Source organism: Streptomyces sp. NBC_00464 (genome assembly GCF_036013915.1).
In the GTDB taxonomy this organism is placed as follows: Bacteria; Actinomycetota; Actinomycetes; order Streptomycetales; family Streptomycetaceae; genus Streptomyces.
Genome location: NZ_CP107899.1, coordinates 959,466 through 980,707 on the forward strand (window position 1 = coordinate 959,466; position 21,242 = coordinate 980,707).

23 protein-coding genes are annotated in these 21,242 nt (G+C 70.5%); 16 read left to right on the forward strand and 7 right to left on the reverse strand.

The genetic code is table 11. The features are described 5' to 3' along the window. Positions 1 to 56: 56 nt before the first annotated feature. A complete protein-coding gene (locus tag OG912_RS04135; RefSeq protein ID WP_327713336.1) occupies positions 57 to 1,160 on the reverse strand; it encodes a YihY/virulence factor BrkB family protein in 1,104 nt (367 codons plus the stop codon). A 74-nt stretch (positions 1,161 to 1,234) separates the two neighbouring features. Here OG912_RS04135 and OG912_RS04140 point away from each other — a divergent pair, with 74 nt between their 5' ends. The 14 genes from OG912_RS04140 (at position 1,235) to OG912_RS04205 (ending at position 14,812) form a co-directional block, all read left to right on the forward strand. Continuing rightward, positions 1,235 to 2,872 (forward strand): acyl-CoA dehydrogenase family protein, encoded by a 1,638-nt coding sequence (locus OG912_RS04140; RefSeq protein ID WP_327708225.1) that lies wholly within the window; start codon positions 1,235 to 1,237, stop codon positions 2,870 to 2,872. 258 nt (positions 2,873 to 3,130) lie between these two features. Next, positions 3,131 to 4,411, forward strand: a complete 1,281-nt coding sequence (locus OG912_RS04145; RefSeq protein ID WP_327708226.1) for a helix-turn-helix domain-containing protein — start codon at positions 3,131 to 3,133, stop codon at positions 4,409 to 4,411. A 130-nt stretch (positions 4,412 to 4,541) separates the two neighbouring features. Next, entirely contained in the window at positions 4,542 to 5,150 is a 609-nt protein-coding gene (locus tag OG912_RS04150; protein WP_327708227.1) for a GNAT family N-acetyltransferase, read from the forward strand. Between the two features lie 159 nt (positions 5,151 to 5,309). Next, positions 5,310 to 5,393: a putative leader peptide gene (locus tag OG912_RS04155; RefSeq protein ID WP_310739661.1), complete on the forward strand. Its 84-nt coding sequence runs from the start codon at positions 5,310 to 5,312 to the stop codon at positions 5,391 to 5,393. 115 nt (positions 5,394 to 5,508) lie between these two features. Further along, positions 5,509 to 7,206, forward strand: a complete 1,698-nt coding sequence (locus tag OG912_RS04160) for a nitrite/sulfite reductase (protein WP_327708228.1) — start codon at positions 5,509 to 5,511, stop codon at positions 7,204 to 7,206. Then, entirely contained in the window at positions 7,203 to 7,382 is a 180-nt protein-coding gene (locus tag OG912_RS04165; protein WP_326657033.1) for a hypothetical protein, read from the forward strand. Before OG912_RS04160 ends, OG912_RS04165 begins: the two co-directional genes overlap by 4 nt. Further along, positions 7,379 to 8,095, forward strand: a complete 717-nt coding sequence (locus OG912_RS04170; protein WP_327708229.1) for a phosphoadenylyl-sulfate reductase — start codon at positions 7,379 to 7,381, stop codon at positions 8,093 to 8,095. Before OG912_RS04165 ends, OG912_RS04170 begins: the two co-directional genes overlap by 4 nt. 23 nt (positions 8,096 to 8,118) lie before the next feature. Then, entirely contained in the window at positions 8,119 to 8,664 is a 546-nt protein-coding gene (cysC, locus tag OG912_RS04175; RefSeq protein ID WP_401961581.1) for an adenylyl-sulfate kinase, read from the forward strand. After that, positions 8,661 to 9,596 carry a sulfate adenylyltransferase subunit CysD gene (gene cysD / locus OG912_RS04180; protein ID WP_148021566.1) on the forward strand — a complete coding sequence of 312 codons (936 nt, stop codon included), beginning with the start codon at positions 8,661 to 8,663 and terminating at the stop codon, positions 9,594 to 9,596. Before cysC ends, cysD begins: the two co-directional genes overlap by 4 nt. A gap of 1 nt (position 9,597) precedes the next feature. Beyond that, positions 9,598 to 10,941: a sulfate adenylyltransferase subunit 1 gene (locus OG912_RS04185; protein ID WP_327708230.1), complete on the forward strand. Its 1,344-nt coding sequence runs from the start codon at positions 9,598 to 9,600 to the stop codon at positions 10,939 to 10,941. A 243-nt stretch (positions 10,942 to 11,184) separates the two neighbouring features. After that, complete coding sequence (locus OG912_RS04190) at positions 11,185 to 12,300, forward strand: aliphatic sulfonate ABC transporter substrate-binding protein (protein WP_327708231.1); 1,116 nt, start codon at positions 11,185 to 11,187, stop codon at positions 12,298 to 12,300. A gap of 33 nt (positions 12,301 to 12,333) precedes the next feature. Beyond that, positions 12,334 to 13,122 (forward strand): ABC transporter ATP-binding protein, encoded by a 789-nt coding sequence (locus OG912_RS04195; RefSeq protein WP_326739590.1) that lies wholly within the window; start codon positions 12,334 to 12,336, stop codon positions 13,120 to 13,122. Next, on the forward strand, positions 13,109 to 14,032 hold the full coding sequence (locus OG912_RS04200; protein ID WP_327708232.1) for an ABC transporter permease: 924 nt from the start codon (positions 13,109 to 13,111) through the stop codon (positions 14,030 to 14,032). The genes OG912_RS04195 and OG912_RS04200 overlap by 14 nt, the downstream gene beginning before the upstream one ends. A 9-nt stretch (positions 14,033 to 14,041) precedes the next feature. Continuing rightward, positions 14,042 to 14,812 carry a sirohydrochlorin chelatase gene (locus tag OG912_RS04205; RefSeq protein ID WP_327708233.1) on the forward strand — a complete coding sequence of 257 codons (771 nt, stop codon included), beginning with the start codon at positions 14,042 to 14,044 and terminating at the stop codon, positions 14,810 to 14,812. 10 nt (positions 14,813 to 14,822) lie between these two features. On the opposite strand, the gene OG912_RS04210 is transcribed toward OG912_RS04205, so the two are convergent. Continuing rightward, positions 14,823 to 15,455, reverse strand: a complete 633-nt coding sequence (locus OG912_RS04210; protein WP_327708234.1) for a mycothiol-dependent nitroreductase Rv2466c family protein — start codon at positions 15,453 to 15,455, stop codon at positions 14,823 to 14,825. Between the two features lie 69 nt (positions 15,456 to 15,524). After that, entirely contained in the window at positions 15,525 to 16,109 is a 585-nt protein-coding gene (locus OG912_RS04215) for a TIGR03086 family metal-binding protein (RefSeq protein ID WP_327708235.1), read from the reverse strand. A gap of 88 nt (positions 16,110 to 16,197) precedes the next feature. On the opposite strand from OG912_RS04215, the gene OG912_RS04220 reads away from it, so the two are divergent. Both OG912_RS04220 and OG912_RS04225 read left to right on the forward strand, forming a co-directional pair. After that, complete coding sequence (locus OG912_RS04220; protein WP_327708236.1) at positions 16,198 to 17,067, forward strand: aldo/keto reductase; 870 nt, start codon at positions 16,198 to 16,200, stop codon at positions 17,065 to 17,067. A gap of 14 nt (positions 17,068 to 17,081) precedes the next feature. Further along, a complete protein-coding gene (locus tag OG912_RS04225; RefSeq protein WP_327708237.1) occupies positions 17,082 to 17,921 on the forward strand; it encodes an ABC transporter ATP-binding protein in 840 nt (279 codons plus the stop codon). 4 nt (positions 17,922 to 17,925) lie between these two features. On the opposite strand, the gene OG912_RS04230 is transcribed toward OG912_RS04225, so the two are convergent. The 4 genes from OG912_RS04230 to OG912_RS40015 form a co-directional block, all read right to left on the reverse strand. Further along, the gene (locus OG912_RS04230; protein WP_327708238.1) at positions 17,926 to 18,309 is read right to left on the reverse strand and encodes a nuclear transport factor 2 family protein; all 384 of its coding nucleotides are present in this window, start codon (positions 18,307 to 18,309) and stop codon (positions 17,926 to 17,928) included. 208 nt (positions 18,310 to 18,517) lie between these two features. Further along, positions 18,518 to 19,720 (reverse strand): S8 family peptidase, encoded by a 1,203-nt coding sequence (locus OG912_RS04235; protein ID WP_327708239.1) that lies wholly within the window; start codon positions 19,718 to 19,720, stop codon positions 18,518 to 18,520. Between the two features lie 270 nt (positions 19,721 to 19,990). Beyond that, the gene (locus tag OG912_RS04240; protein ID WP_327708240.1) at positions 19,991 to 21,037 is read right to left on the reverse strand and encodes a cytochrome P450; all 1,047 of its coding nucleotides are present in this window, start codon (positions 21,035 to 21,037) and stop codon (positions 19,991 to 19,993) included. Positions 21,038 to 21,150: 113 nt separating this feature from the next. Next, positions 21,151 to 21,231, reverse strand: coding sequence for a tryptorubin family RiPP precursor (locus OG912_RS40015; RefSeq protein WP_350985409.1), 81 nt, complete (start codon positions 21,229 to 21,231; stop codon positions 21,151 to 21,153). Positions 21,232 to 21,242: the final 11 nt, after the last annotated feature.

Consider the following 21,242-nt stretch of genomic DNA (forward strand, 5'->3'; position numbering starts at 1 on the left):
CAGTCTCGTCGACCGACGGAGAACCGGCGGCAGGGGAACCCGCCCGGCGGCTGTCCTCACTCCCCGTGCGGCTGGGGCTTGTCCGTTTCCTTCTCACGGCTCGGCTGCAGCCGGGACTTCACGTCGTCCGGCGGCAGGAACCGCGACCACCGCTCCGGGAACTCGGACGGCATGTAGGGGCTGTCGCCGTCCTCCCCGTCGTCGTCGAGGCCGTCGTCCCGGCTCTCGGCCTGGGTGCGGGCCACGAACTCGGCCGCCTGGACCGCGCGCACCCGGTCGTTGGCGGCACGGGCCGCCGCCGTCGCCACCGACGGCCACACCCGGTCGATGGCCGCGTTGACCGCGGCGCCCACCAGCACCGCGAACGCGGAGATGCCGATCCACAGCAGTACCGCGATCGGGGCGGCCAGCGATCCGTAGATCGTGGGCCCCTCGACCGTACTCGTGAGGTAGATCCGCAGCAGGAAGCTGCCCAGCACCCACATGGCCAGTGCCATCAGGGCGCCCGGCATGTCCTCGATCCACGGTGAGCGGACGGGGACGGACACGTGGTAGAGCGTGGTCAGGAAGGCGATGGACAGCAGTATTACCAGCGGCCAGTACAGGACGCTTATGACCTCGGTGCCCCAGGGGATGAACTCCACGACCCGGTCGGGGCCGACCACCAGCAGCGGCAGCACGGCCGCGCCCAGCAGCAGCGCCACCACGTACAGCAGGAAGGCGAGCATCCGGGTCTTGACGATGCCGCGCTGGCCGTCGAGCCCGTACATCACGGTGATGGTCTCGATGAAGACGTTGACCGCGCGTGAACCGGACCAGAGCGCGATCGCGAAGCCGATCGAGATGACGTCGGGCCGGGCCCCTGTGGTGACGTCCGCCAGAAGCGGTTTGGCGAAGTCGTTGACGCCGCGCTCGGAGAGCACCGTATGCGCCGCATCAAGGATGTTGCGCTCGATGGAGGCGACCGTGGTGGTGCTGGTCCACTCGTCGACGTAACCGAGCAGGCCGATCAGTCCGAGGAGCAGCGGGGGCAGGGACAGCAGGGTGAAGAACGCCGCCTCGGCGGCGAGTCCCAGAATGCGGTACTCCATGCACGAGTTGACGGTGTCCTTGAGCAATTGCCAGGCCAGTTGACGCTTGGACACGTTGCGGTAGAGCACTCTGGCCCGGTGGAGCCGGCCCGGTGGCCGCTCGGGTGTTTCATTTGCTGCCTGCACGTCCATACCGTAGCGGCATGGCAGCCACCACCCACACAGTGTCCAACCAGTCCCCTCCCCTCCTCGGCTACGACGTCTTCGGCGCGGACCGGGTGCTCACCGAAGCCGTGGAGCGGCACCTCCCGTCGGAGCTGCTCGACGATGCGCGGGCCGGGCTGACCGAGCTCGGCCGGTCCGCCGGTTCCGCCCAGGCCGCGGAGTGGGGGGCGCAGGCCAACGAGAATCCGCCGAGGCTGCGGACCCATGACCGCTACGGGCACCGCATCGACGAGGTGGAGTTCCATCCGGCCTGGCACCGGCTGCTCGGCCATGCGGTCACCGCCGGTCTGACCGACGCCTGGGACCGGCCGGGCGGGCATGTGCGCCGGGCAGCCGGCTTCCTGGTGTGGACGCAGGCCGAGGCGGGCCACGGCTGCCCGCTCTCGATGACGCACGCGGCGGTGCCCGCGCTGCGGACCGATCCGGCCGTGGCGGCGGAGTGGGAGCCGCTGCTGACCTCGCACGTGTACGAGGAGGAGCTGCGGCCGGCCGCGCAGAAGGCCGGGGCGCTCCTGGGGATGGGCATGACGGAGAAGCAGGGCGGCACGGACGTGCGGTCCAACACGACGCGTGCCGAGCCCCTGGCCGGGGAGGGGGAGTATCTGCTCACCGGGCACAAGTGGTTCTGCTCGGCGCCGATGTCCGACGGGTTCCTGGTGCTGGCGCAGGCCCCCGGCGGGCTGACGTGTTTCCTGCTGCCCCGGGTGCTGCCGGACGGCGCCCGCAACACGTTCGCGATCCAGCGGCTCAAGGACAAGCTGGGCAACCGGTCCAACGCCTCGGCCGAGGTCGAGTTCGACGGTACGTGGGTGCGCAGGATCGGTGAGGAGGGGCGCGGGGTGCCCACCATCATCGACATGGTGGCGGCGACCCGGCTGGACTGCGTCACCGGCTCGGCGGCGCTGATGCGGCAGGCGGTGGCTCAGGCGGTCCACCACACCACGTACCGCAGCGCGTTCGGCGGGGTGCTGGTCGACAAGCCGCTGATGCGCAATGTGCTGGCCGATCTGGCACTGGAGTCGGAGGCGGCGACGGTGCTGGCGATGCGGCTGGCCGCCGCGTACGACGCCGGGACCGAGAGCGAGTCGGCGTTCCTGCGCATCGCGGTGCCCACGGCTAAGTACTGGGTGACGAAAAGGTGCACCCCGCTGGTCACCGAGGCGCTCGAATGCCTCGGCGGCAACGGCTACGTGGAGGAGTCGGGGATGCCCCGGCTGCTGCGCGAGGCGCCGCTCAACTCGATCTGGGAGGGCTCGGGGAACGTACAGGCGCTGGATGTGCTGCGCGCCCTGCAGCGCGAGCCGCTGGCGCTGAACGCGTTCCTCCAGGAGGTCGGACGGGCGCGGGGCGCGGACCACCGGCTGGACAGGGCGATCAAGGACCTGCTGACCGAGCTGGCCGATCTTCAGGGGATCGAGGCACGGGCCCGTCGGCTCGTGGAGCGGATGGCGCTGGTGCTTCAGGGTTCGCTGCTGGTGCGCTGGGCTCCGCCGGAGGTCGCCGACGCCTTCTGCGCGTCACGCCTGGGCGGGGACTGGGGTTCGGCCTTCGGAACGCTGCCGCACACCCTGGACCTGGCGTCGGTCGTGGAACGGGCCCGGCCCGTGGAGCGTTGACCGGGCCAGCGCCCGGGCAGCAACAGGGGGTGGTGCTGCGCCGACACGGCACCACCCCCCATGCTGTACACACCGGACTTCGGGGCCGAAACCCTGCCGTTCGGTGTTCCGTCACTCTTGTACGGTCGGGGGGTCGTCGCCAGAGTTGCAGAGGGTTGCAACCATTGTGTGGAGTTGCGGTGCCGGAGCCTCCGCAGCGGGAGGATGGTCCCGCGGCCCCCTGACCAGGGCCCGGCACAGCCAAGAGGGGAAACCGGCATGGAGACAAGCCCTGTCGATGTGATGCGGCTCGCTGCCCAGGAGTCCGGCCGGGCCAACCGCCTGGTCCACCGGGCCCGCGAGGCGCGGATGGCGGGCGACCGGATGCCCACCGTGCCGCGGGCAGAGATCGGGGCCTCGTGGGACCGGGTGCTGCGCAGCGGGATCGATCCTGAACAGACGACCCACAGCGTCCTGCTGGAGCTGGACGAGGTCGAACACCGGCGCCGGAGTTCCACACTGGGCGAGGTGATGCCGCTGCTCAGCGACGGCCTGGTGAGCATCGCGGACGCCTCGCAGCAGATCATGGTGGTCACCGATGTGGAGGGCCGGGTGCTCTGGCGCCAGGGCAACACGGGGGTGCTGCGCCTGGCGGACAACATCTGCCTCGCCGAGGGCGCCGCCTGGTCGGAGGCGATCACGGGAACCAACGCGATCGGCACCGCGCTCGCCTCGCGCGCCCCTGTGCAGGTCCACTCCGCGGAGCACTTCGTCCGCAGTCTGCACGGGTGGACGTGCGCGGCGGCACCGGTGCGCGATCCTCGGGACGGCCGGCTGATGGGGATCGTCGACATCAGCGGTCCGGCGAGTACCTTCCATCCGACGACGCTCGCCCTCGTCGGTTCGGTGGCCCGGCTGGCCGAGAGCGAGATCAGGACCCAGCATCTGCAGTCGATCGACCGGCTGCGCTCGGTGGCGGCGCCGATGCTGTGCCGGCTGGGGGGCCGGGCTCTTGCGGTGGACAGCAACGGCTGGCTGGCGGCGGTCACCGGGATGCCTCCGGTGGACCGGCTGCCGCTGCCGAAGTCCTTGCAGCCGGGCCGGGTGTGGCTGCCCTCGCTCGGGATGTGCCGGGTGGAGCCGCTGCCGGGCGGCTGGCTGGTGCAGGTGGCGGACGGGGCGATGGACAGCCCGCCGCGCCGGGTCGTGCTGGATCTGAGCCTGGCGCGCAGTCTCGCGGTGAATGTGGTGAGCCCGGTGGGCACGTGGACGCAGCGGCTCTCCCCGCGCCACGCCGAGCTGCTGTATGCGCTGGCGCTGCACCCGGAGGGGCGTACGGCGTCCGAGCTGGCGGAGGACCTCTTCGGCGACCCGACCAGGACGGTGACGGTCCGGGCCGAGATATCGCGGCTGAGGCGCCATCTCGCGGAGGTGCTGGCGCACCGCCCGTACCGCTTCGGCGAGGGGGTCGAGGTGGAGGTGATCCGTCCGGAGCACCCGTGCGATCTGTTGCCGCGGTCGAAGGCGCCGGTGGTGGTGGCGGCGCGCAGCGCCTCCTGACGCTGTTCCCGCGACGCCTCCTGAACGCTGTTCCCGCAGCGCCTCCTGAACGCTGTTCCCGCAGGTCCGGGGGGCCTGCTCCCGGGTACCGGCTTGGGTCGGGGCGGCGGGGCATGGTTTTCTGGCAGTCATGAGCAACCCCGAGCGTCCATCCGATCCTGCCCTCGCCCAGGTGACCATCTGGTCCCTGGAGCAGACCTCCCCCGACGACCTGCGGCCCTCGGCCGTGCCCGAGGCGGACGTACGGATCGTCCGGTCCGAGGTGCCCCTGCCCGAGTTCAGCCGATTCCTCTATACGGCGGTCGGCGGCGACATCCAGTGGACGGACCGGCTGTCGCTGACGTACGCGCAGTGGCAGGAAGTGCTGGACCGGCCGGGCGCGGAGACCTGGGTGGCGTACGCCGACGGCACGCCGGCCGGATACGTGGAGCTGGACCCGCAGGACGACGGCGCGGTCGAGATCATGTACTTCGGCCTCCTCCCGGCCTTCCGGGGACGCCGGATCGGCGGTCATCTGCTCTCGTACGGGGTCGCGCGCGCCTGGGACCTGGCGGAGCGGTGGCCGGAGCGGCCCGCGACCAAGCGGGTGTGGGTGCACACCTGCTCCAAGGACGGGCCGCATGCCATGGCCAACTACCAGCGCCGCGGCTTCCGGTTGTTCGACACCCGGACGGAACGGGAGCCCGAGGTCGCCACCCCGGGCCCGTGGCCGGAATCCGGCCGGACGGTGCTTCCGTAGCAAACCCGGCAAGAAATGCACATGGTTGTCCGGTTTTCCGGCCGACAGGCGCCCGTCACACACGTGACGGGCGCCACATTGTCTCACCTGTCGGGACAGTCTCGTCCACATCATGGATAGTGGTGGACTGCTCCGAGATCCGCGTGACACGCTTCCGTCATGCCTGGAACTGGAATTGCCTTGGTGAGTCGACGCCACGTCGACCTCGGCCGCATGTCCAGCGCCATCTGTCCGGCGAGCTGAGATTCCCAGCACCGCCGCGATCGACCTTTCCTCTGCACATCCTGCGCACCGCCGCGCCCAGACGCGAGTGTGCAGTTCAGAGCCGCCCTCCTGCAGTCCCGAAGGACGTACTGTCATGGCCGCTACCCCGGAACAGCCCGCGCCCGCCGCGCCTCGCCGCAAGGCAGGCCGCCACCGTGGCGAAGGCCAGTGGGCCCTGGGGCACTTCACCCCGCTCAACGGCAATGAGCAGTTCAAGAAGGATGACGACAGTCTCAACGTGCGGACACGCATTGAGACGATCTACTCCAAGCGCGGATTCGACTCGATCGACCCCAACGACCTTCGCGGACGCATGCGCTGGTGGGGGCTGTACACCCAGCGCAAGCCCGGCATCGACGGCGGCAAGACCGCCGTGCTGGAGCCGGAGGAGCTGGACGACCGCTACTTCATGCTGCGGGTCCGGATCGACGGCGGCCGGCTGACCGCGGCACAGCTGCGGGCGATCGGTGAGGTCTCCCAGGACTACGCGCGGGGCACCGCCGATGTCACCGACCGGCAGAACATCCAGCTGCACTGGATCCGCATCGAGGACGTCCCGGCCATCTGGGAGAAGCTGGAGGCCGTCGGCCTGTCCACGACGGAGGCCTGCGGCGACTGCCCCCGCGTGATCATCGGCTCCCCGGTGGCGGGGATCGCCGCCGACGAGATCATCGACGGGACCCCGGCGGTCGACGAGATCCACGACCGCTACATCGGCAGCAAGGAGTTCTCCAACCTGCCGCGCAAGTTCAAGACCGCGATCTCCGGCTCGCCCGTGCAGGACGTGGTCCACGAGATCAACGACATCGCCTTCGTCGGCGTCGTCCACCCCGAACACGGCCCCGGCTTCGACCTCTGGGTCGGCGGCGGCCTCTCGACCAACCCGCGGCTCGCCGAACGCCTCGGCGCCTGGGTGCCGTTGCACGAGGTCTCCGACGTCTGGGCCGGTGTGGTCGGGATCTTCCGGGACTACGGCTACCGGCGGCTGCGCACCCGCGCCCGGCTGAAGTTCCTGATGGCCGACTGGGGCCCCGTCAAGTTCCGTCAGGTGCTGGAGGACGAGTACCTGAAGCGTCCCCTGCTCGACGGCCCCGCGCCCGAGCAGCCCAGCAGCCGCTGGCGCGACCACGTGGGCGTCCACGAGCAGCAGGACGGCCGCCTCTACGTCGGCTTCGCGCCCCGCGTCGGCCGGGTCGACGGCCCCACCCTCACCAAGATCGCCGATCTGGCGGCCGCGCACGGATCGGACCGGCTGCGCACCACCGTCGAGCAGAAGATGCTGATCCTGGACGTGGAGCCGGATCAGGTCGACTCCCTGGTGGCCGGCCTCGAAAAGCTCGGCTTCCAGGTGAAGCCGTCCCCCTTCCGCCGCGGCACGATGGCCTGCACCGGCATCGAGTACTGCAAGCTGGCGATCGTCGAGACCAAGGCGCGGGGCGCCTCGCTCATCGACGAACTGGAGCGCCGCATGCCGGAGTTCGACGAGCCGCTCACCATCAACATCAACGGCTGCCCCAACGCCTGCGCCCGCATCCAGACCGCCGACATCGGCCTCAAGGGCCAGCTCATGCTGGACGGCGAGGGCAACCAGGTGGAGGGCTACCAGGTGCACCTGGGCGGCGCGCTCGGCCTGGAGGCCGGCTTCGGGCGCAAGGTCCGTGGCCTGAAGGTCACTTCGGCCGAACTGCCCGACTACGTCGAGCGGGTCCTCGGGAACTTCCAGAAGGAGCGCGAGGACGACGAGCGCTTCGCGACCTGGGCGGCCAGGGCCAGTGCGGAGTCGCTGTCATGAGCGAGCGCGCCGCGCCGTTCCACTGCCCCTACTGCGGCGACGAGGACCTGCGCCCGCACGAGGCAGGGCACGGAGCCTGGGAATGCGCCTCGTGCAACCGGGCGTTCCAGCTGAAGTTCCTGGGCCTGCTGGCCCGGGGACTGGAGCGCAACAACGGTGAAGGGGACGGGATATGACGGACACTCTGCAAGCAGAGAAGCTCTCCGCCGCCGAGCTCAGGGATCTCGCCGAGCGCGCGGGCCGGGACCTGGAGGACGCCTCCGCACTGGAGATCCTCCAGTGGGCCGCCCGCACCTTCGGCAAGCGGTTCTGCGTCACGTCGTCGATGGAGGACGCGGTCGTCGCGCACCTTGCCTCCCGGGCCCTGCCCGGGGTGGACGTGGTCTTCCTCGACACGGGTTACCACTTCCCCGAGACGATCGGCACCCGTGACGCGGTGGAGGCGGTGATGGACGTCAACGTCATCACGCTGACGCCGCGGCAGACCGTGGCGGAGCAGGACGCCGAGTACGGGCCGAAGCTGCACGACCGCGACCCGGACCTGTGCTGCAAGCTGCGCAAGGTCACGCCCCTCCAGGAGGGACTGACCTCGTACGCGGCCTGGGCGACGGGGCTGCGCCGCGACGAGTCCGCCACCCGGGCGAACACCCCGGTGGTCGGCTGGGACGAGAAGCGGCAGAAGGTCAAGGTCTCGCCGATCGCGCGCTGGACCCAGGACGACGTCGACGCGTACGTCGCCGAGCACGGGGTCCTCACCAACCCGCTGCTGATGGACGGTTACGCCTCCGTGGGCTGCGCCCCCTGCACCCGCCGGGTGCTGGAGGGCGAGGACGCACGGTCCGGACGCTGGGCCGGGCGCGGCAAGACCGAATGCGGACTGCACGACTGATGACGACTGATCAGGAGACTTCGATGAGCGTGACGGAGACGGGAGCCACCGTCTGGCTGACCGGTCTGCCGAGCGCCGGCAAGACCACCATCGCGTACGAACTCGCCGGGCGGCTGCGCGGCGAGGGCCACCGGGTGGAGGTGCTCGACGGTGACGAGATCCGCGAGTTCCTCTCGGCGGGCCTCGGCTTCACCCGCGAGGACCGGCACACCAACGTCCAGCGGATCGGCTTCGTCGCCGAACTGCTGGCGGCCAACGGCGTGAAGGTGCTGGTCCCGGTCATCGCCCCGTACGCGGACAGCCGTGACGCGGTCCGCAAGCGGCACCAGGCCGAGGGCACCGCGTATCTGGAGGTGCATGTCGCCACTCCGGTCGAGGTGTGCTCGGTACGCGACGTGAAGGGGCTGTACGCCAAGCAGGCGGCGGGTGAGATCAGCGGGCTGACCGGGGTGGACGACCCCTACGAGGCGCCCGAGTCGCCCGATCTGCGGATCGAGTCGCACCAGCAGACCGTGCAGGAGTCCGCGGCGGAGCTGTACGCGCTGCTGAGCGAGAGGGGTGCAGCGTGACGACCGTCGCGACTGTGTCGGAAGGCACCGACAATCCGTACGCACTCAGCCACCTGGATTCCCTGGAGTCCGAGGCGGTGCACATCTTCCGCGAGGTGGCGGGAGAGTTCGAGCGGCCGGTGATCCTGTTCTCCGGCGGCAAGGACTCCATCCTGATGCTGCATCTGGCGCTCAAGGCGTTCGCGCCCGCGCCGGTACCGTTCACGCTGCTGCACGTGGACACCGGGCACAACTTCCCCGAGGTCCTGGAGTACCGCGACCGCACGGTCGCCGAGCACGGGCTGCGCCTGCACGTCGCATCCGTGCAGGAGTACATCGACGCCGGGAAGCTCCGCGAGCGTCCCGACGGCACCCGCAACCCGCTGCAGACCGTGCCGCTGACCGAGGCGATCCAGCAGCACCGCTTCGACGCCGTGTTCGGCGGAGGCCGCCGCGACGAGGAGAAGGCACGCGCCAAGGAGCGGGTCTTCTCGCTGCGCGACGAGTTCTCCCAGTGGGACCCGCGCCGTCAGCGCCCCGAGCTGTGGCAGCTGTACAACGGCCGGCACGCCGCGGGTGAGCACGTCCGGGTCTTCCCGATCTCCAACTGGACCGAGCTCGACGTATGGCAGTACATCGAGCGCGAGGGCATAGAGCTCCCCCAGATCTACTTCGCCCATGAGCGCGAGGTCTTCAACCGTTCCGGCATGTGGCTGACCGCGGGCGACTGGGGCGGCCCCAAGGAACACGAAACGGTCGAGACACGCCAGGTGCGGTACCGCACGGTCGGCGACATGTCCTGCACCGGCGCCGTCGACTCCGACGCCACCACGCTGGACGCCGTGATCACCGAGATCGCCGCCTCCCGGCTCACCGAGCGGGGCGCGACCCGCGCCGACGACAAGATGTCCGAGGCCGCGATGGAAGACCGTAAGCGCGAGGGGTACTTCTAAAATGACCACACCTACCCAGTTGGCAGAGCAGTTGTCGACCACCACCCTGCTGCGGTTCGCCACCGCGGGGTCCGTCGACGACGGCAAGTCCACCCTCGTCGGACGGCTGCTGCACGACTCCAAGTCGGTCCTCACCGACCAGCTGGAGGCCGTCGAGGACGCGTCCCGCAAGCGCGGCCAGGAGGCGCCGGACCTGGCGCTGCTGACCGACGGGCTGCGGGCGGAGCGCGAGCAGGGCATCACCATCGATGTCGCCTACCGCTACTTCGCCACCACCCGTCGCCGGTTCATCCTCGCCGACACCCCGGGCCATGTGCAGTACACCCGCAACATGGTGACGGGCGCCTCCACGGCCGAGCTCGCCGTGGTCCTGGTCGACGCCCGCAACGGCGTCGTCGAGCAGACCCGCCGGCACGCCGCCGTCGCCGCCCTGCTGCGCGTCCCGCACGTGGTGCTGGCCGTGAACAAGATGGACCTGGTCGAGTACGCGGAGCCGGTGTTCGCCGCCATCGCCGAGGAGTTCACCGCCTACGCGGCCTCCCTCGGCGTCCCGGAGATCACCGCGATCCCGATCTCCGCCCTGGCCGGCGACAACGTCGTGGAACCCTCCGCGAACATGGACTGGTACGGCGGCCCGACCGTCCTGGAACACCTGGAGACGGTCCCGGTCAGCCATGACCTCACCGCCTGCCACGCCCGGTTCCCCGTCCAGTACGTGATCCGGCCGCAGACCGCCGAACTCCCCGACTACCGGGGCTACGCGGGCCAGATCGCCGCCGGTGTGTTCCGCGTCGGCGAACCCGTCACCGTGCTGCCCTCCGGCCGTACGTCGACGATCGCCGGAATCGATCTGCTCGGCGACAGCGTGGACATCGCCTGGGCCCCCCAGTCGGTCACCCTGCGCCTGACCGACGACATCGACGTCTCGCGCGGCGACCTGATCGCCCCGGTGAACGACTCCCCCGCCGTCACCCAGGACGTCGAGGCGACCGTCTGCCACGTCGCGGACCGGCCGCTCGCCGTGGGCCAGCGGGTGCTGATCAAGCACACCACCCGCACGGTCAAGGCGATCGTCAAGGACATCCCCTCCCGGCTGACCCTGGACGACCTCTCCCAGCACCCGGCCCCCGGACAGCTCGTCGCCAACGAGATCGGCCGGGTCGTCGTCCGCACCGCCGAGCCCCTCGCGCTCGACGCGTACGCCGACTCGCGCCGCACCGGTTCCTTCCTGCTGATCGACCCGGCCGACGGCACCACCCTCTCGGCGGGCATGGCGGGCGCCTCCTTCGCCGCCGTCCCGCAGACCGGGACTCCGGTGGACGACGACGCCGAGTGGGACTTCTGATGAGTCGCGACGTCTTCTCGACCTTCGCGAAGGAGGGCGGCCGTGTCGGCAGCGGCGCCCTCGGCAGCGGCCAGGGCGGGGTTGCGCGATGTGCGCGTTGACGTACGCGCACTGCCTGCGCGCCCGGCAGCACCAACCGCACCGCCTGTACCGCCAGTTCAGACGAAGACCTGCCGACCTCCCGGCCGCGTCCCCGGACTTCCGAGGGACGTGAGCACCGGGCCTCCGAGAGGAAGACCTCCCGTGTCTGCCCCCCGTACCACGCTTCGCCGCAGCCTCGCCGCTGCCGCCGCCCTGCCGCTGCTCGCCGTGGCGCTCACCGCCTGCGGCTACGGCTCCGACGCGAAGGACGACGACGCCAAGAAGGCGAACGTCGCCGCCGACGGAAAGAAGCTCTCCGCCGACACCGTGCGGATCGGGTACTTCCCGAACCTCACCCACGCCACCGCGCTCGTGGGCGACCAGGAGGGTCTGTTCCAGAAGGAGCTCGGCGGCACCCAGCTCAAGACCTCGACGTTCAACGCGGGTCCGTCCGAGATCGAGGCGCTGAACGCCGAGTCGATCGACATCGGCTTCATCGGCCCCTCGCCGTCGATCAACGGCTACACCAAGTCCAGTGGCAAGAACCTGCGGATCATCGGCGGTTCGGCCTCCGGCGGCGTGAAGCTCGTCGTCAACCCGAAGAAGATCAAGACCCTGGACGACCTCAAGGGCAAGAAGATCGCCACCCCGCAGCTCGGCAACACCCAGGACGTGGCCTTCCTCAACTGGATCTCCGAGAAGGGCTGGAAGGTCGACGCCCAGAGCGGCAAGGGTGACGTCTCCGTCGTCCGTACGGACAACAAGGTGACTCCGGACGCCTACAAGTCCGGCTCCATCGACGGCGCCTGGGTCCCCGAGCCGACCGCCTCCAAGCTGGTCGCCGAGGGCGCCAAGGAGCTGCTGGACGAGTCGACGCTGTGGCCCGACAACAAGTTCGTGATCACGAACATCATCGTGTCGCAGAAGTTCCTCAAGGAGCACCCGGACGTCGTCGCCGCCGTGCTGCGCGGTTCGGTGAACACGAACGCGTGGATCAACGCCAACCCCGACAAGGCGAAGGCCTCCGCCAACGCCGCGCTGAAGAAGCTCACCGGCAAGGAGCTGCCGGCCGAGGTCATCGACCCGGCCTGGAAGTCGATCCAGATCACCGACGACCCGCTGGCCGCAACCCTCGACGCGCAGGCCGAGCACGCGGTGAAGGCCGGCCTGCTGGAGGAGACCGACCTCAAGGGCATCTACGACCTGAAGCCGCTGAACAAGGTCCTCAAGGCCGCGGGCAAGCCCGAGGTCGCCGACGCCGGTCTCGGCGTCAAGTAACCAGCCGCTCGAAGATCCCAGGAGGTGACGACCATGGCGAACACCCTCACCAAGGCCGAGGACCGTGTCTCGGTCGGGCACGCCGCTCGTATCGCACATGTCTCGAAGTCCTTCGCAGGACCCACGGGAGCACAGCTGGTCCTGGACGACATCACGCTCGATGTCGCCCCGGGCGAGTTCGTCACCCTCCTGGGAGCCTCCGGGTGCGGAAAGTCGACGCTGCTCAACCTGGTGGCCGGACTCGACCGCCCGACCGGGGGGACCATCGAGACCCCCGGCGGGCGGCCGGCCCTGATGTTCCAGGAGCACGCCCTGTTCCCGTGGCTGACCGCGGGCAAGAACATCGAACTGGCGCTGCGGCTGCGCGGCGTACCGAAGTCCGAACGCCGTACCGAGGCGGAGCGCCTGCTGGAGCTGGTGCGCCTGAACGGGGCGTACGGCAAGCGCGTGCACGAGCTCTCGGGCGGCATGCGGCAGCGGGTGGCGATGGCCCGCGCACTCGCCCAGGACAGTCAACTGCTGCTGATGGACGAGCCGTTCGCCGCGCTCGACGCCATCACCCGGGATGTGCTGCACGACGAGCTGACCCGGATCTGGCGCGAGACGAACGTCTCGGTCCTCTTCGTCACACACAACGTGCGCGAGGCGGTGCGTCTCGCCGAGCGCGTCGTGCTGCTCTCGTCCCGCCCCGGCCGGATCGCCCGCGAGTGGACGGTCGACATCGAGCAGCCGCGCCGTATCGAGGACACCGCGGTGGCGGAACTGTCCGTCGAGATCACCGAACAACTGCGTGGGGAGATCCGCCGTCATGGCCAGCACTGATATCAAGTCGGACGCACCGGGGTCCGGCGGGATCGGGCCCGACGCGGTGAAGCAGGACGACCTGGCCGGTCTGGAGGCCGGACTGGACGCGCTGGACGCCGTGCAGGTGCACCGGACCCCGGTGCGCGAGGTGCTGCTGCGCAAGGTCCTGCCGCCGCTGCTGGCGGTGGCGCTGGTCGTCGTCGTCTGGCAGCTGCTCGTCTGGGCCGAGGTGACCGAGGCCTACAAGCTGCCCTCGCCCTCCGCGGTCTGGGACAGCGTCGGCGACATGTGGCGGCAGGGGACCCTGCTGGAGGTGGTGTGGACCAGCGTCTCGCGCGGTCTGCTCGGCTTCCTGCTCTCGGTCGCCATCGGCACGCCGCTCGGACTGCTGGTGGCCCGGGTGAGGTTCGTCCGTGCCGCGATCGGCCCGATCCTGTCCGGGCTGCAGTCCCTGCCGTCCGTGGCCTGGGTGGCACCGGCCGTGATCTGGCTCGGCCTGAACGACTCGATGATGTACGCGGTCATCCTGCTGGGCGCGGTGCCGTCGATCGCCAACGGCCTGGTGTCCGGTGTCGACCAGGTGCCGCCGCTCTTCCTCCGGGCGGGCCGGACCCTGGGCGCGACCGGGCTGCGGGGCACGTGGTTCATCGTCATGCCGGCCGCCCTGCCGGGCTACCTGGCCGGTCTGAAGCAGGGCTGGGCCTTCTCCTGGCGCTCGCTGATGGCCGCCGAGATCATCGCCTCGTCGCCAGACCTCGGTCTGGGACTGGGGCAGTTGCTGGAGAACGGCCGCAACAACGCGGACATGCCGGGGATCTTCCTCGCCATCATCCTGATCCTGTTCGTCGGCATCGCGATCGACCTGCTCATCTTCAGTCCGCTGGAGCGGTGGGTGCTGCGCAGCCGCGGCCTCCTCGTCAAGAACTGAGCCTGTGGCATGACATCTCCGGTCCTCCTCGTCATCGCCCACGGCAGCCGCGATCCGCGGCACGCGGCGACCGTGCACGCGCTCACCGCGCGGGTACGGGCGCTGCGGCCGGGGCTGCGGGTGGAGACCGGGTTCCTGGACTTCAACGCACCGTCGGTGCCGCGGGTCCTGGAGCGGCTGGACGCGCAGGGTGCGGGTGAGGTGGTGGCGCTTCCGCTGCTGCTCACCCGCGCCTTCCACGCCAAGTCCGACATCCCGGCGGTCCTGCGGGAGGCACGCGCCCGGCTGCCGCGGCTGCGGGTGCGGCAGGCCGAGGTGCTCGGCCCTTCGCCGCTGCTCAACTCCGCTCTTGAGCGGCGGCTGTACGAAGCCGGGGTCCGCCCCGGTGACCGAAGCTCGACCGGGCTCGTCCTGGCCTCGGCGGGCTCCACAGACCCGGAGGCGATCGCAGTGATCGCTGAAATCGCGCGGGAGCTGCGGCACACCGGTTGGTGTTCCGTGCGGCCTGCGTTCGCCTCCGCTGTTACCGCCGGGGGCATCCCCCGTACCGAGGACGCGGTACGGGCCCTGCGGGCCGACGGTGTGCGCCGGGTGGCGGTCGCCCCGTACGTGATCGCGCCCGGCCGCCTTCCGGACCGCATAGCGGCGGGGGCGGCCGAGGCCGGGGCGGATGTGCTGGCCGGTGTGCTGGGTCCGTCGCCGGAGCTGGCGCGGCTGCTGCTGGCCCGGTACGACGAGGCCCGCGTCCGGGCGGCCCGGACCGCCCGGGTCAGCGCGTAGGGTCTTTCGCTCAGCCCATGTCCAGGCTGCCCGTGCGGGTCCGCTTGAGCTCGAAGAAGTCCTCGTGGCCGGCGAGCACCCGGAAGCTGTCGAACAGCCGCGCCGCCTCCTCGCCGCGCGGCACCGCCCGCAGCACCGGGCCGAACCAGACGGTCCCGTCGACGTGGAGGGTGGGCGTGCCCACGTATCCGTCCGCCTCCGGGTCCTCGCCGGCGTCGTGGCTGCGGCGCACCGCCTCGTCGTAGGCCGGGTCGTGCGCGGCCTCGGCCAGTTCTGCGGGGAGGCCGAGTTCGGTGAGGGACTGGGCGATCACCTCGTCGAAGTCCTCGTTCTTCTGCTGGTGGATCCGGGTCCCGTAGGCCGTGTACAGGTCACGCAGCACACCCTCGCCGCGCAGTCCGGCCGCGGCGGCTGCGACGCGGACCGGGCCGATCGACTTGTCGACGAGGGCGCGATACCAGTCGGGGAGTTCGTTGCCCGTGTTGTGCAGGTAGAGGCTCATCACGTGGAAGCGGAGCTCGATGTCGCGCTGCTGCTCCACCTCCAGCATCCAGCGGGAGGTGATCCAGGCGAACGGACATGCCGGGTCGAAGTAGAAGTCGACGACGGCCCTGCCCGTGCCCGGGGTGTGGTGAGAGGTCATGCGAGGAGCCTAGCCAGCCGGTGGCTCATTCCCGCGGGCCATTCGACACCCGCGGGACTGGGCCATTTCCTAGGCGGCGGTCCACTGCGGATCGCGGCCGCTCAGGGCCAGGGCGCGGGTGAAGTCGTCGGCCCCCGCATCGACGGTGACCTCGTCGGCGAAGCCTTCGTACTGGCGGTAGAGCGCCGCGGTCTTCTCGACGATCCCCAGGACGTGTGCGGCCGCCGCGTCGGAGAGCCGGAACTCCTGGCCGGTGGCGCGGGCCACGTCCCAGCCGTGCAGGGCCGTCTCCTCGATGAGCATCGCGGCGGTGTCCGCGGCCGGGGTGGCCGAGTCACCGGTGCCGATCTCTCCCTCCCAGACGGCGGGGTCCGACCAGGCGGCGACCGCACGGTCCAGCTGGGCCGCGTACTGCTCGGCCCAGTCGGCGTCCGCCGTGAAGTCCCGGGTGGTGAGTTCCTCGGGAATCTCCGTGCGCAGGGCGCGGTGCTCCATTCCGTGCGAGGTGTAGAGCACCCAGTGGTTGACGAGGCCTCGGACATCCCAGCCGGCACAGGGAGTCACGGGGACGTCGAGCTGTTCGGGGCGGATGCCGCGGGCCACACGGGCGGCTTCGGCGGCGCATTCGGTCATATGGGTGTGCTCGGTCTTCATGCGCGTCAGCTTAGAAAGGATCACCGCGCCCGGTCTTGAAGAAACGCGACAGGAACCGGTCGGAGGGGCGCCGGTCTACTGTTTCTTCGTGACCTCCTCGTTCCCTTCCCCCGACGATTCGTTCCTTCTTGGCGGGGAGCTGCCCGTGCGCCGTCTCGGCTACGGCACCGCGCAGCTGACCGGCCCCGGCTACTGGGGCCCGCGCGGCGAGCGCCGGGACGCGCTGGCGGTGCTGCGGTCGGCGGTCGAGCAGGGGGTCACGCTGATCGACACCGCCGACAACTACGGCCCCGGTGTGGCCGAGGAACTGGTGGCCGATGCGCTGCACCCGTACCGCGACGACCTCGTGATCGCGACGAAGGGCGGGGTCGTACGGACCGGCGACGACGCCTGGCACATCGCGGGGCGGCCCGAGGAGCTGCGTGCGATGTGCGAGGCCAGTCTGCGCAGGCTGCGGACCGACCGGATCGACCTGTACCAGCTGCACCGGCTGGACCCGCAGGTGCCGATGGCGGATCAGCTGGGGGCTCTGGATGCGCTGCGGCAGGAAGGTAAGATCCGGTACATCGGTCTGGACACCCTCACCGCCGACCAGCTGGAGCAGGCGCTCTCCCTGACCGGGATCGCCTCGGTGCAGAACCGCTTCAATCTCCTCGACCGCGCGTCGGACGCGGTGCTGAAGGTGTGCGAGGCCCATGACCTGGCGTTCCTCCCCTGGTTCCCGCTGGCCAACGGAGCACTGACCGGCGACTCGGCCGCCGCGCTCGACAAGGTCGCGGAGGGCCACGGTGCCACCCGTGGGCAGATCGCTCTCGCCTGGCTGCTGCACCGCTCCCCCGTGCTGTGCCCGACCCCGGGCACCGGTTCACCCGTGCATCTTTCGGAGAACCTGGGGGCGCGGGAGATCCGGCTGACGACCGAGGACATGAGCCGCCTGGAGGCGCTCGCATCCGCATGAAGGAGTACCCGCACATGACCACGCCCGCAGCCGCCGCCGTCCAGCCCGCCCCGACCGCCCCCGTGCCGGTGATCCGGGCCGACCGGGTCTCTCTCGTACGGGACGGGAACGTCCTGCTCGACTCGGTCTCGCTGACCGTGCGGAGCGGGGAGCACTGGGCCCTGCTCGGTGCCAACGGTGCGGGAAAGAGCACCCTGCTCGGGCTGCTCGGCGCGGTCACCCACCCGACCCGGGGCACGGTGGAGGTGCTGGGACGCACGCTGGGCCGGGTCGATCTGCGGGAGCTGCGGACCCTGCTGGGGCATGTCGATCCGCGTCATCCTCTGCGTTCCCCTCTGACGGTGAACCAGGTGGTGCTGACCGGCCTGACCAACTCGGTCGAGCCGTTGCCGCGCTGGTCGCCGGTGGCCGAGCAGCGGGAGCGGGCCGAGCGACTGCTGAAGATGCTGGGGATGGGGAGCAGGACGCAGTCGCGCTGGCCGGCACTCTCGCAGGGTGAGCGCGGTCGCACGCTCATCGCCCGTGCGCTGATGCCGCAGCCCCGGCTGCTGCTGCTCGACGAGCCGGCCACCGGGCTGGATCTGGCGGCCCGGGAGCAGTTGCTGGAGAGTCTGGACGCGTTGCGCGAGGAGCATCCGGAGCTGGCGACGGTGCTGGTCACACACCATCTGGAGGAGCTGCCCGCCTCGACCACGCATGCGATGCTGCTGCGCGGCGGACGGTGTATGGCCCGGGGGCCGGCCGACCATGTGCTGACCACCGATCAGGTCAGTGACTGCTTCGGCCATCCGGTACGGATCACCCGCGCGGACGGACGATGGACGGCGCGGGCCCAGCGGGCGGCCCGCCGCTGACCTCTCACCCCTCGGTGGCCGCCGCGGCGACGAAGGGGGTGGCCTGGTGGTAGTAGAGGAGCCAGCCCTCCTCGGTGAGCCGCCACAGCGAACTGCGGTGGGCCCATTTCCCCTTGGCCTCGGTGTCGAAGGTGACGTGGACGAGCTCGTCGGCGAGCTGGACGCCGCGCATCCGTGAGGCGGTGAGCTGTCCGGGCCGTGGGGCCTCGTCGGAGATCAGCGAGGTGATGACCATCGCGCGGTCCCAGTGACGGCCTGTGGTGTCCACCTCGTGGAATTCGGGGTGCAGGACCTGGACGAGGAGTTCGGTGGAGGCCCGGACCACTGGGTCCAGGAGGCGGAGTTCGCCCTCGACCGCTGCGGCCACGCCGGGTGGCGGCTCGCTCATGCGCCACCTCCGGCCGTCCGCGCGGGTCCGGTGGGCAGTGCGCGGTGCCCGGCCGTGGTGAGCCTCCGGTGGCCGCTCCCGCTCGTGCCGGGCAGCGGCGCCGCGTACATCATCATGGGCACACCATAGGACGATCTGCCCGAGCCGTACGGCCGCCGCGCCCCGTGGGGGAGAGCGCGGCGGCCGCCGGGTCAGCGGGTGCCCGCGTCTACTCGACGATCTTCAGCAGCTTGTTCGCCGTGCCCTCGGTGGCGTTGCTGATGGCGTCCGGGGTGGCTCCCTCGGTGAGCGCCGTGGCGACCTCCTCCGGGGTGGCGTCCGGGTGCCCTGCCAGGTAGACGGCGGCGGCGCCGACGACGTGCGGGGTCGCCATGGACGTACCGGAGATGGTGTTGGACGCGTCGTCGCTGTCGTTCCACGACGAGGTGATGTCCGAGCCCGGGGCGTAGATGTCCACGACCGAGCCGTAGTTGGAGAACGACGACTGCTCGTCGTCCACCGTGGACGAGGCGACCGTGATGGCCTCCGGGACGCGGGACGGGGAGCCCTCGCTCGCGTCGCCGGATTCGTTCCCGGCGGCCACCGCGAAGGTGACTCCGGAGGCGATGGCCTTCTGGACCGCCGCGTCGAGCGCCTCGTCCACGCCGCCGCCGAGGCTCATGTTGGCGACGGACGGGCCCTGGTGGTTCTCGGTGACCCAGTCGATGCCGGCGACGACCTGCTCGGTGGTGCCCGAGCCGGAGTCGTCGAGGACCCGGACGGCGACGATCTTGGCCTGCTTGGCGACGCCGTACGTCGCTCCGGCTATGGTGCCGGCCACGTGGGTGCCGTGGCCGTTGCCGTCGTCGGCGCTGTCGTCGTTGTCCACGGCGTCGAAGCCCGAGCTGGCCCGGCCCTCGAACTCCTGGTGCGTGGTGCGGACCCCGGTGTCGATGACGTACGCGGTGACGCCCTCGCCCGCGCTGTCCGGGTAGGTGTACGCGTTGTCCCCGGCGGTCTCCGCCTGGTCGATGCGGTCCAGGCCCCAGGACGGCGGGTTGTCCTGGGTGGCGTCGATGTGGAACTTCTTGTTCTGGACGACCTTGGAGACGGCCGGGTCGGCGGCGAGGCGCTTGGCCTCGGTCTCCGAAAGTCCGCTGGCGGAGAAGCCGTTGATGGCGGAGCTGTAGTTGCGCTTCAGCTTGCCGCCGTACTCCTTGGCGAGCTTCGCCTTGTCGGCCTTCTGGTCCAGCATCACGATGTAGCTGCCGGAGACGGCGGTCGCCGCGTCGGCACCGTAGATCTTGCCCGTCACGGGAGCGGGTGCCGCTCCGGCGAACGGGCTGGCCATCAGGGTGACTCCGGCGGCGGCGGCCACCGCGGTGATGGAGGCGGTCAGCTTGAACCGGCGTGCACGCTTGTGAATTGCCATGAAGAGGGATCTCCTCGTCATTCTTTGTGGGGGGATTGGCCCTCGGCCGGAAGATCTCCGGGGGTTGGTTCGAAACCCTTACCGATTGACGCGCGCAGATCAAGACCCCCCTTGCGCCTGCAACGTCCCTGACAAGATTTCGTCACAGGATGCCGACCGGTGGTCCCCAACTCGGGCACAACTCCGCCCCTTCACAGCGGTCGACCCACCGGACACAGCGCTCTGCCCCGACCGTGACACCGCATCACGGACGGGGCGGAGGCGGGTGGTTCAGCGTCGGGTGACCCGTACCCCTGTCACACCCATCAGCCCGGCGAGGGGAACGCGGGAGGCCGTCTGCGCGGGATCCACCGTCAGACCGCCGCCGCGCACCATGTCGAGCAGCATCTCCGCGAGCGGCATCACCATGTGACGCCCCCAGCAGCGCTCGGACTCATGGCCGAAGGGCAGGTAGCCGGGCTGACCGTCCGGGTCGAGACGGTCCCAGCGCTCGGGCCGGAACGCGTCGGGATCCTCCCAGAGCACGGGGTCCCGGTGGCTCAGCAACGGCAGGAGCAGGACGTCGTCGCCTGCGCCGATCCGGGGGTCGAGCGCGGGGTATTCCGGGGACGCCCTTCGCAGAATGTTCCAAGAGGGCGGCAGCAGCCGCATGGCCTCGTAGAGGATGTTCCGGTTCGAGGTCGCGTCGTCGAACGGTGATCCGAGCCAGAGCGCGCTCGCGACAAGTGTCGATACGGTGAAGCAGACCGGGGCCGCGGCTCTGCGGTACAGGCCCATCGCATAGCGGCGGTCGCCGTACCCCTTGGCCTCGGCGGTCAGGCCCGCGATGGCGGAGACGGGTGCACCGGGGCGCAGCCTGCCGGGCAGGGCCGCTCCGGCGACGATGACCGACCAGGTGAGTTTGGGCGTCAGTTCCAGAATGCGGTCCATGAGGATGCGCAGCCGGTAGGGGTCGCCCCCGAGCAGCAGATCACGCAGGTACACATGGCCCACATGCGGCCATTCACCCCGGAGGTCGGCGTCCCCGGGAACGGGCTTCTTCAGGGCCGTCCGCACGTCGCGGCCGATGGCCTGCATGACGGTGGCAGCCTCGGCACGGGGAATGGACCGCCCGTGAAGGGGCTTGAAGGTGGGGCGCTCATCCTCGGTGGCCGGCCGGGCGGCGAGGATGCGGTCGGTCAGGCCGGCCCCGGCGACGCCGACGGTGCCGGGGTCCAGCCGGAAGATCTCCTCGCCCCGGTGGTCCGTCAGGAGCGCCTGGAGTCTCGGCGCGAAGACGACGTCCCGGGCACGGCTGCCGGTACCGGATATCTGCATCGTGGTCTCCAAGAAGCGAGAGGCGCCCGTGCCCGGCGGGCCGGTGAGGCCACGCCGGGCACGGGCCCGGCCGACGGACCGCGTCCGCCGGCCGGCTGGACTCGAGCGCCGGTTTAGTACCAGTGGTACCAGGCGTACGCCTTCAGGCTCTTCTCCGGCGTCATCTTGTCCTTCAGCAGAAAAAGGAACTTCATAACAGCACCTC

Excerpts from the sequence above, each read along its gene's own strand:
- OG912_RS04140 (WP_327708225.1), top strand. The coding sequence starts at position 1,235 with ATGGCAGCCACCACCCACACAGTGTCCAACCAGTCCCCTCCCCTCCTC.
- OG912_RS04145 (WP_327708226.1), top strand. The coding sequence starts at position 3,131 with ATGGAGACAAGCCCTGTCGATGTGATGCGGCTCGCTGCCCAGGAGTCC.
- OG912_RS04150 (WP_327708227.1), top strand. The coding sequence starts at position 4,542 with ATGAGCAACCCCGAGCGTCCATCCGATCCTGCCCTCGCCCAGGTGACC.
- OG912_RS04155 (WP_310739661.1), top strand. The coding sequence starts at position 5,310 with ATGCCTGGAACTGGAATTGCCTTGGTGAGTCGACGCCACGTCGACCTC.
- OG912_RS04160 (WP_327708228.1), top strand. The coding sequence starts at position 5,509 with ATGGCCGCTACCCCGGAACAGCCCGCGCCCGCCGCGCCTCGCCGCAAG.
- OG912_RS04165 (WP_326657033.1), top strand. The coding sequence starts at position 7,203 with ATGAGCGAGCGCGCCGCGCCGTTCCACTGCCCCTACTGCGGCGACGAG.
- OG912_RS04170 (WP_327708229.1), top strand. The coding sequence starts at position 7,379 with ATGACGGACACTCTGCAAGCAGAGAAGCTCTCCGCCGCCGAGCTCAGG.
- cysC (WP_401961581.1), top strand. The coding sequence starts at position 8,119 with ATGAGCGTGACGGAGACGGGAGCCACCGTCTGGCTGACCGGTCTGCCG.
- OG912_RS04185 (WP_327708230.1), top strand. The coding sequence starts at position 9,598 with ATGACCACACCTACCCAGTTGGCAGAGCAGTTGTCGACCACCACCCTG.
- OG912_RS04195 (WP_326739590.1), top strand. The coding sequence starts at position 12,334 with ATGGCGAACACCCTCACCAAGGCCGAGGACCGTGTCTCGGTCGGGCAC.
- OG912_RS04200 (WP_327708232.1), top strand. The coding sequence starts at position 13,109 with ATGGCCAGCACTGATATCAAGTCGGACGCACCGGGGTCCGGCGGGATC.
- OG912_RS04205 (WP_327708233.1), top strand. The coding sequence starts at position 14,042 with ATGACATCTCCGGTCCTCCTCGTCATCGCCCACGGCAGCCGCGATCCG.
- OG912_RS04210 (WP_327708234.1), bottom strand. The coding sequence starts at position 15,455 with ATGACCTCTCACCACACCCCGGGCACGGGCAGGGCCGTCGTCGACTTC.
- OG912_RS04215 (WP_327708235.1), bottom strand. The coding sequence starts at position 16,109 with ATGAAGACCGAGCACACCCATATGACCGAATGCGCCGCCGAAGCCGCC.
- OG912_RS04225 (WP_327708237.1), top strand. The coding sequence starts at position 17,082 with ATGACCACGCCCGCAGCCGCCGCCGTCCAGCCCGCCCCGACCGCCCCC.
- OG912_RS04230 (WP_327708238.1), bottom strand. The coding sequence starts at position 18,309 with ATGAGCGAGCCGCCACCCGGCGTGGCCGCAGCGGTCGAGGGCGAACTC.
- OG912_RS04235 (WP_327708239.1), bottom strand. The coding sequence starts at position 19,720 with ATGGCAATTCACAAGCGTGCACGCCGGTTCAAGCTGACCGCCTCCATC.
- OG912_RS04240 (WP_327708240.1), bottom strand. The coding sequence starts at position 21,037 with ATGCAGATATCCGGTACCGGCAGCCGTGCCCGGGACGTCGTCTTCGCG.
- OG912_RS40015 (WP_350985409.1), bottom strand. The coding sequence starts at position 21,231 with ATGAAGTTCCTTTTTCTGCTGAAGGACAAGATGACGCCGGAGAAGAGC.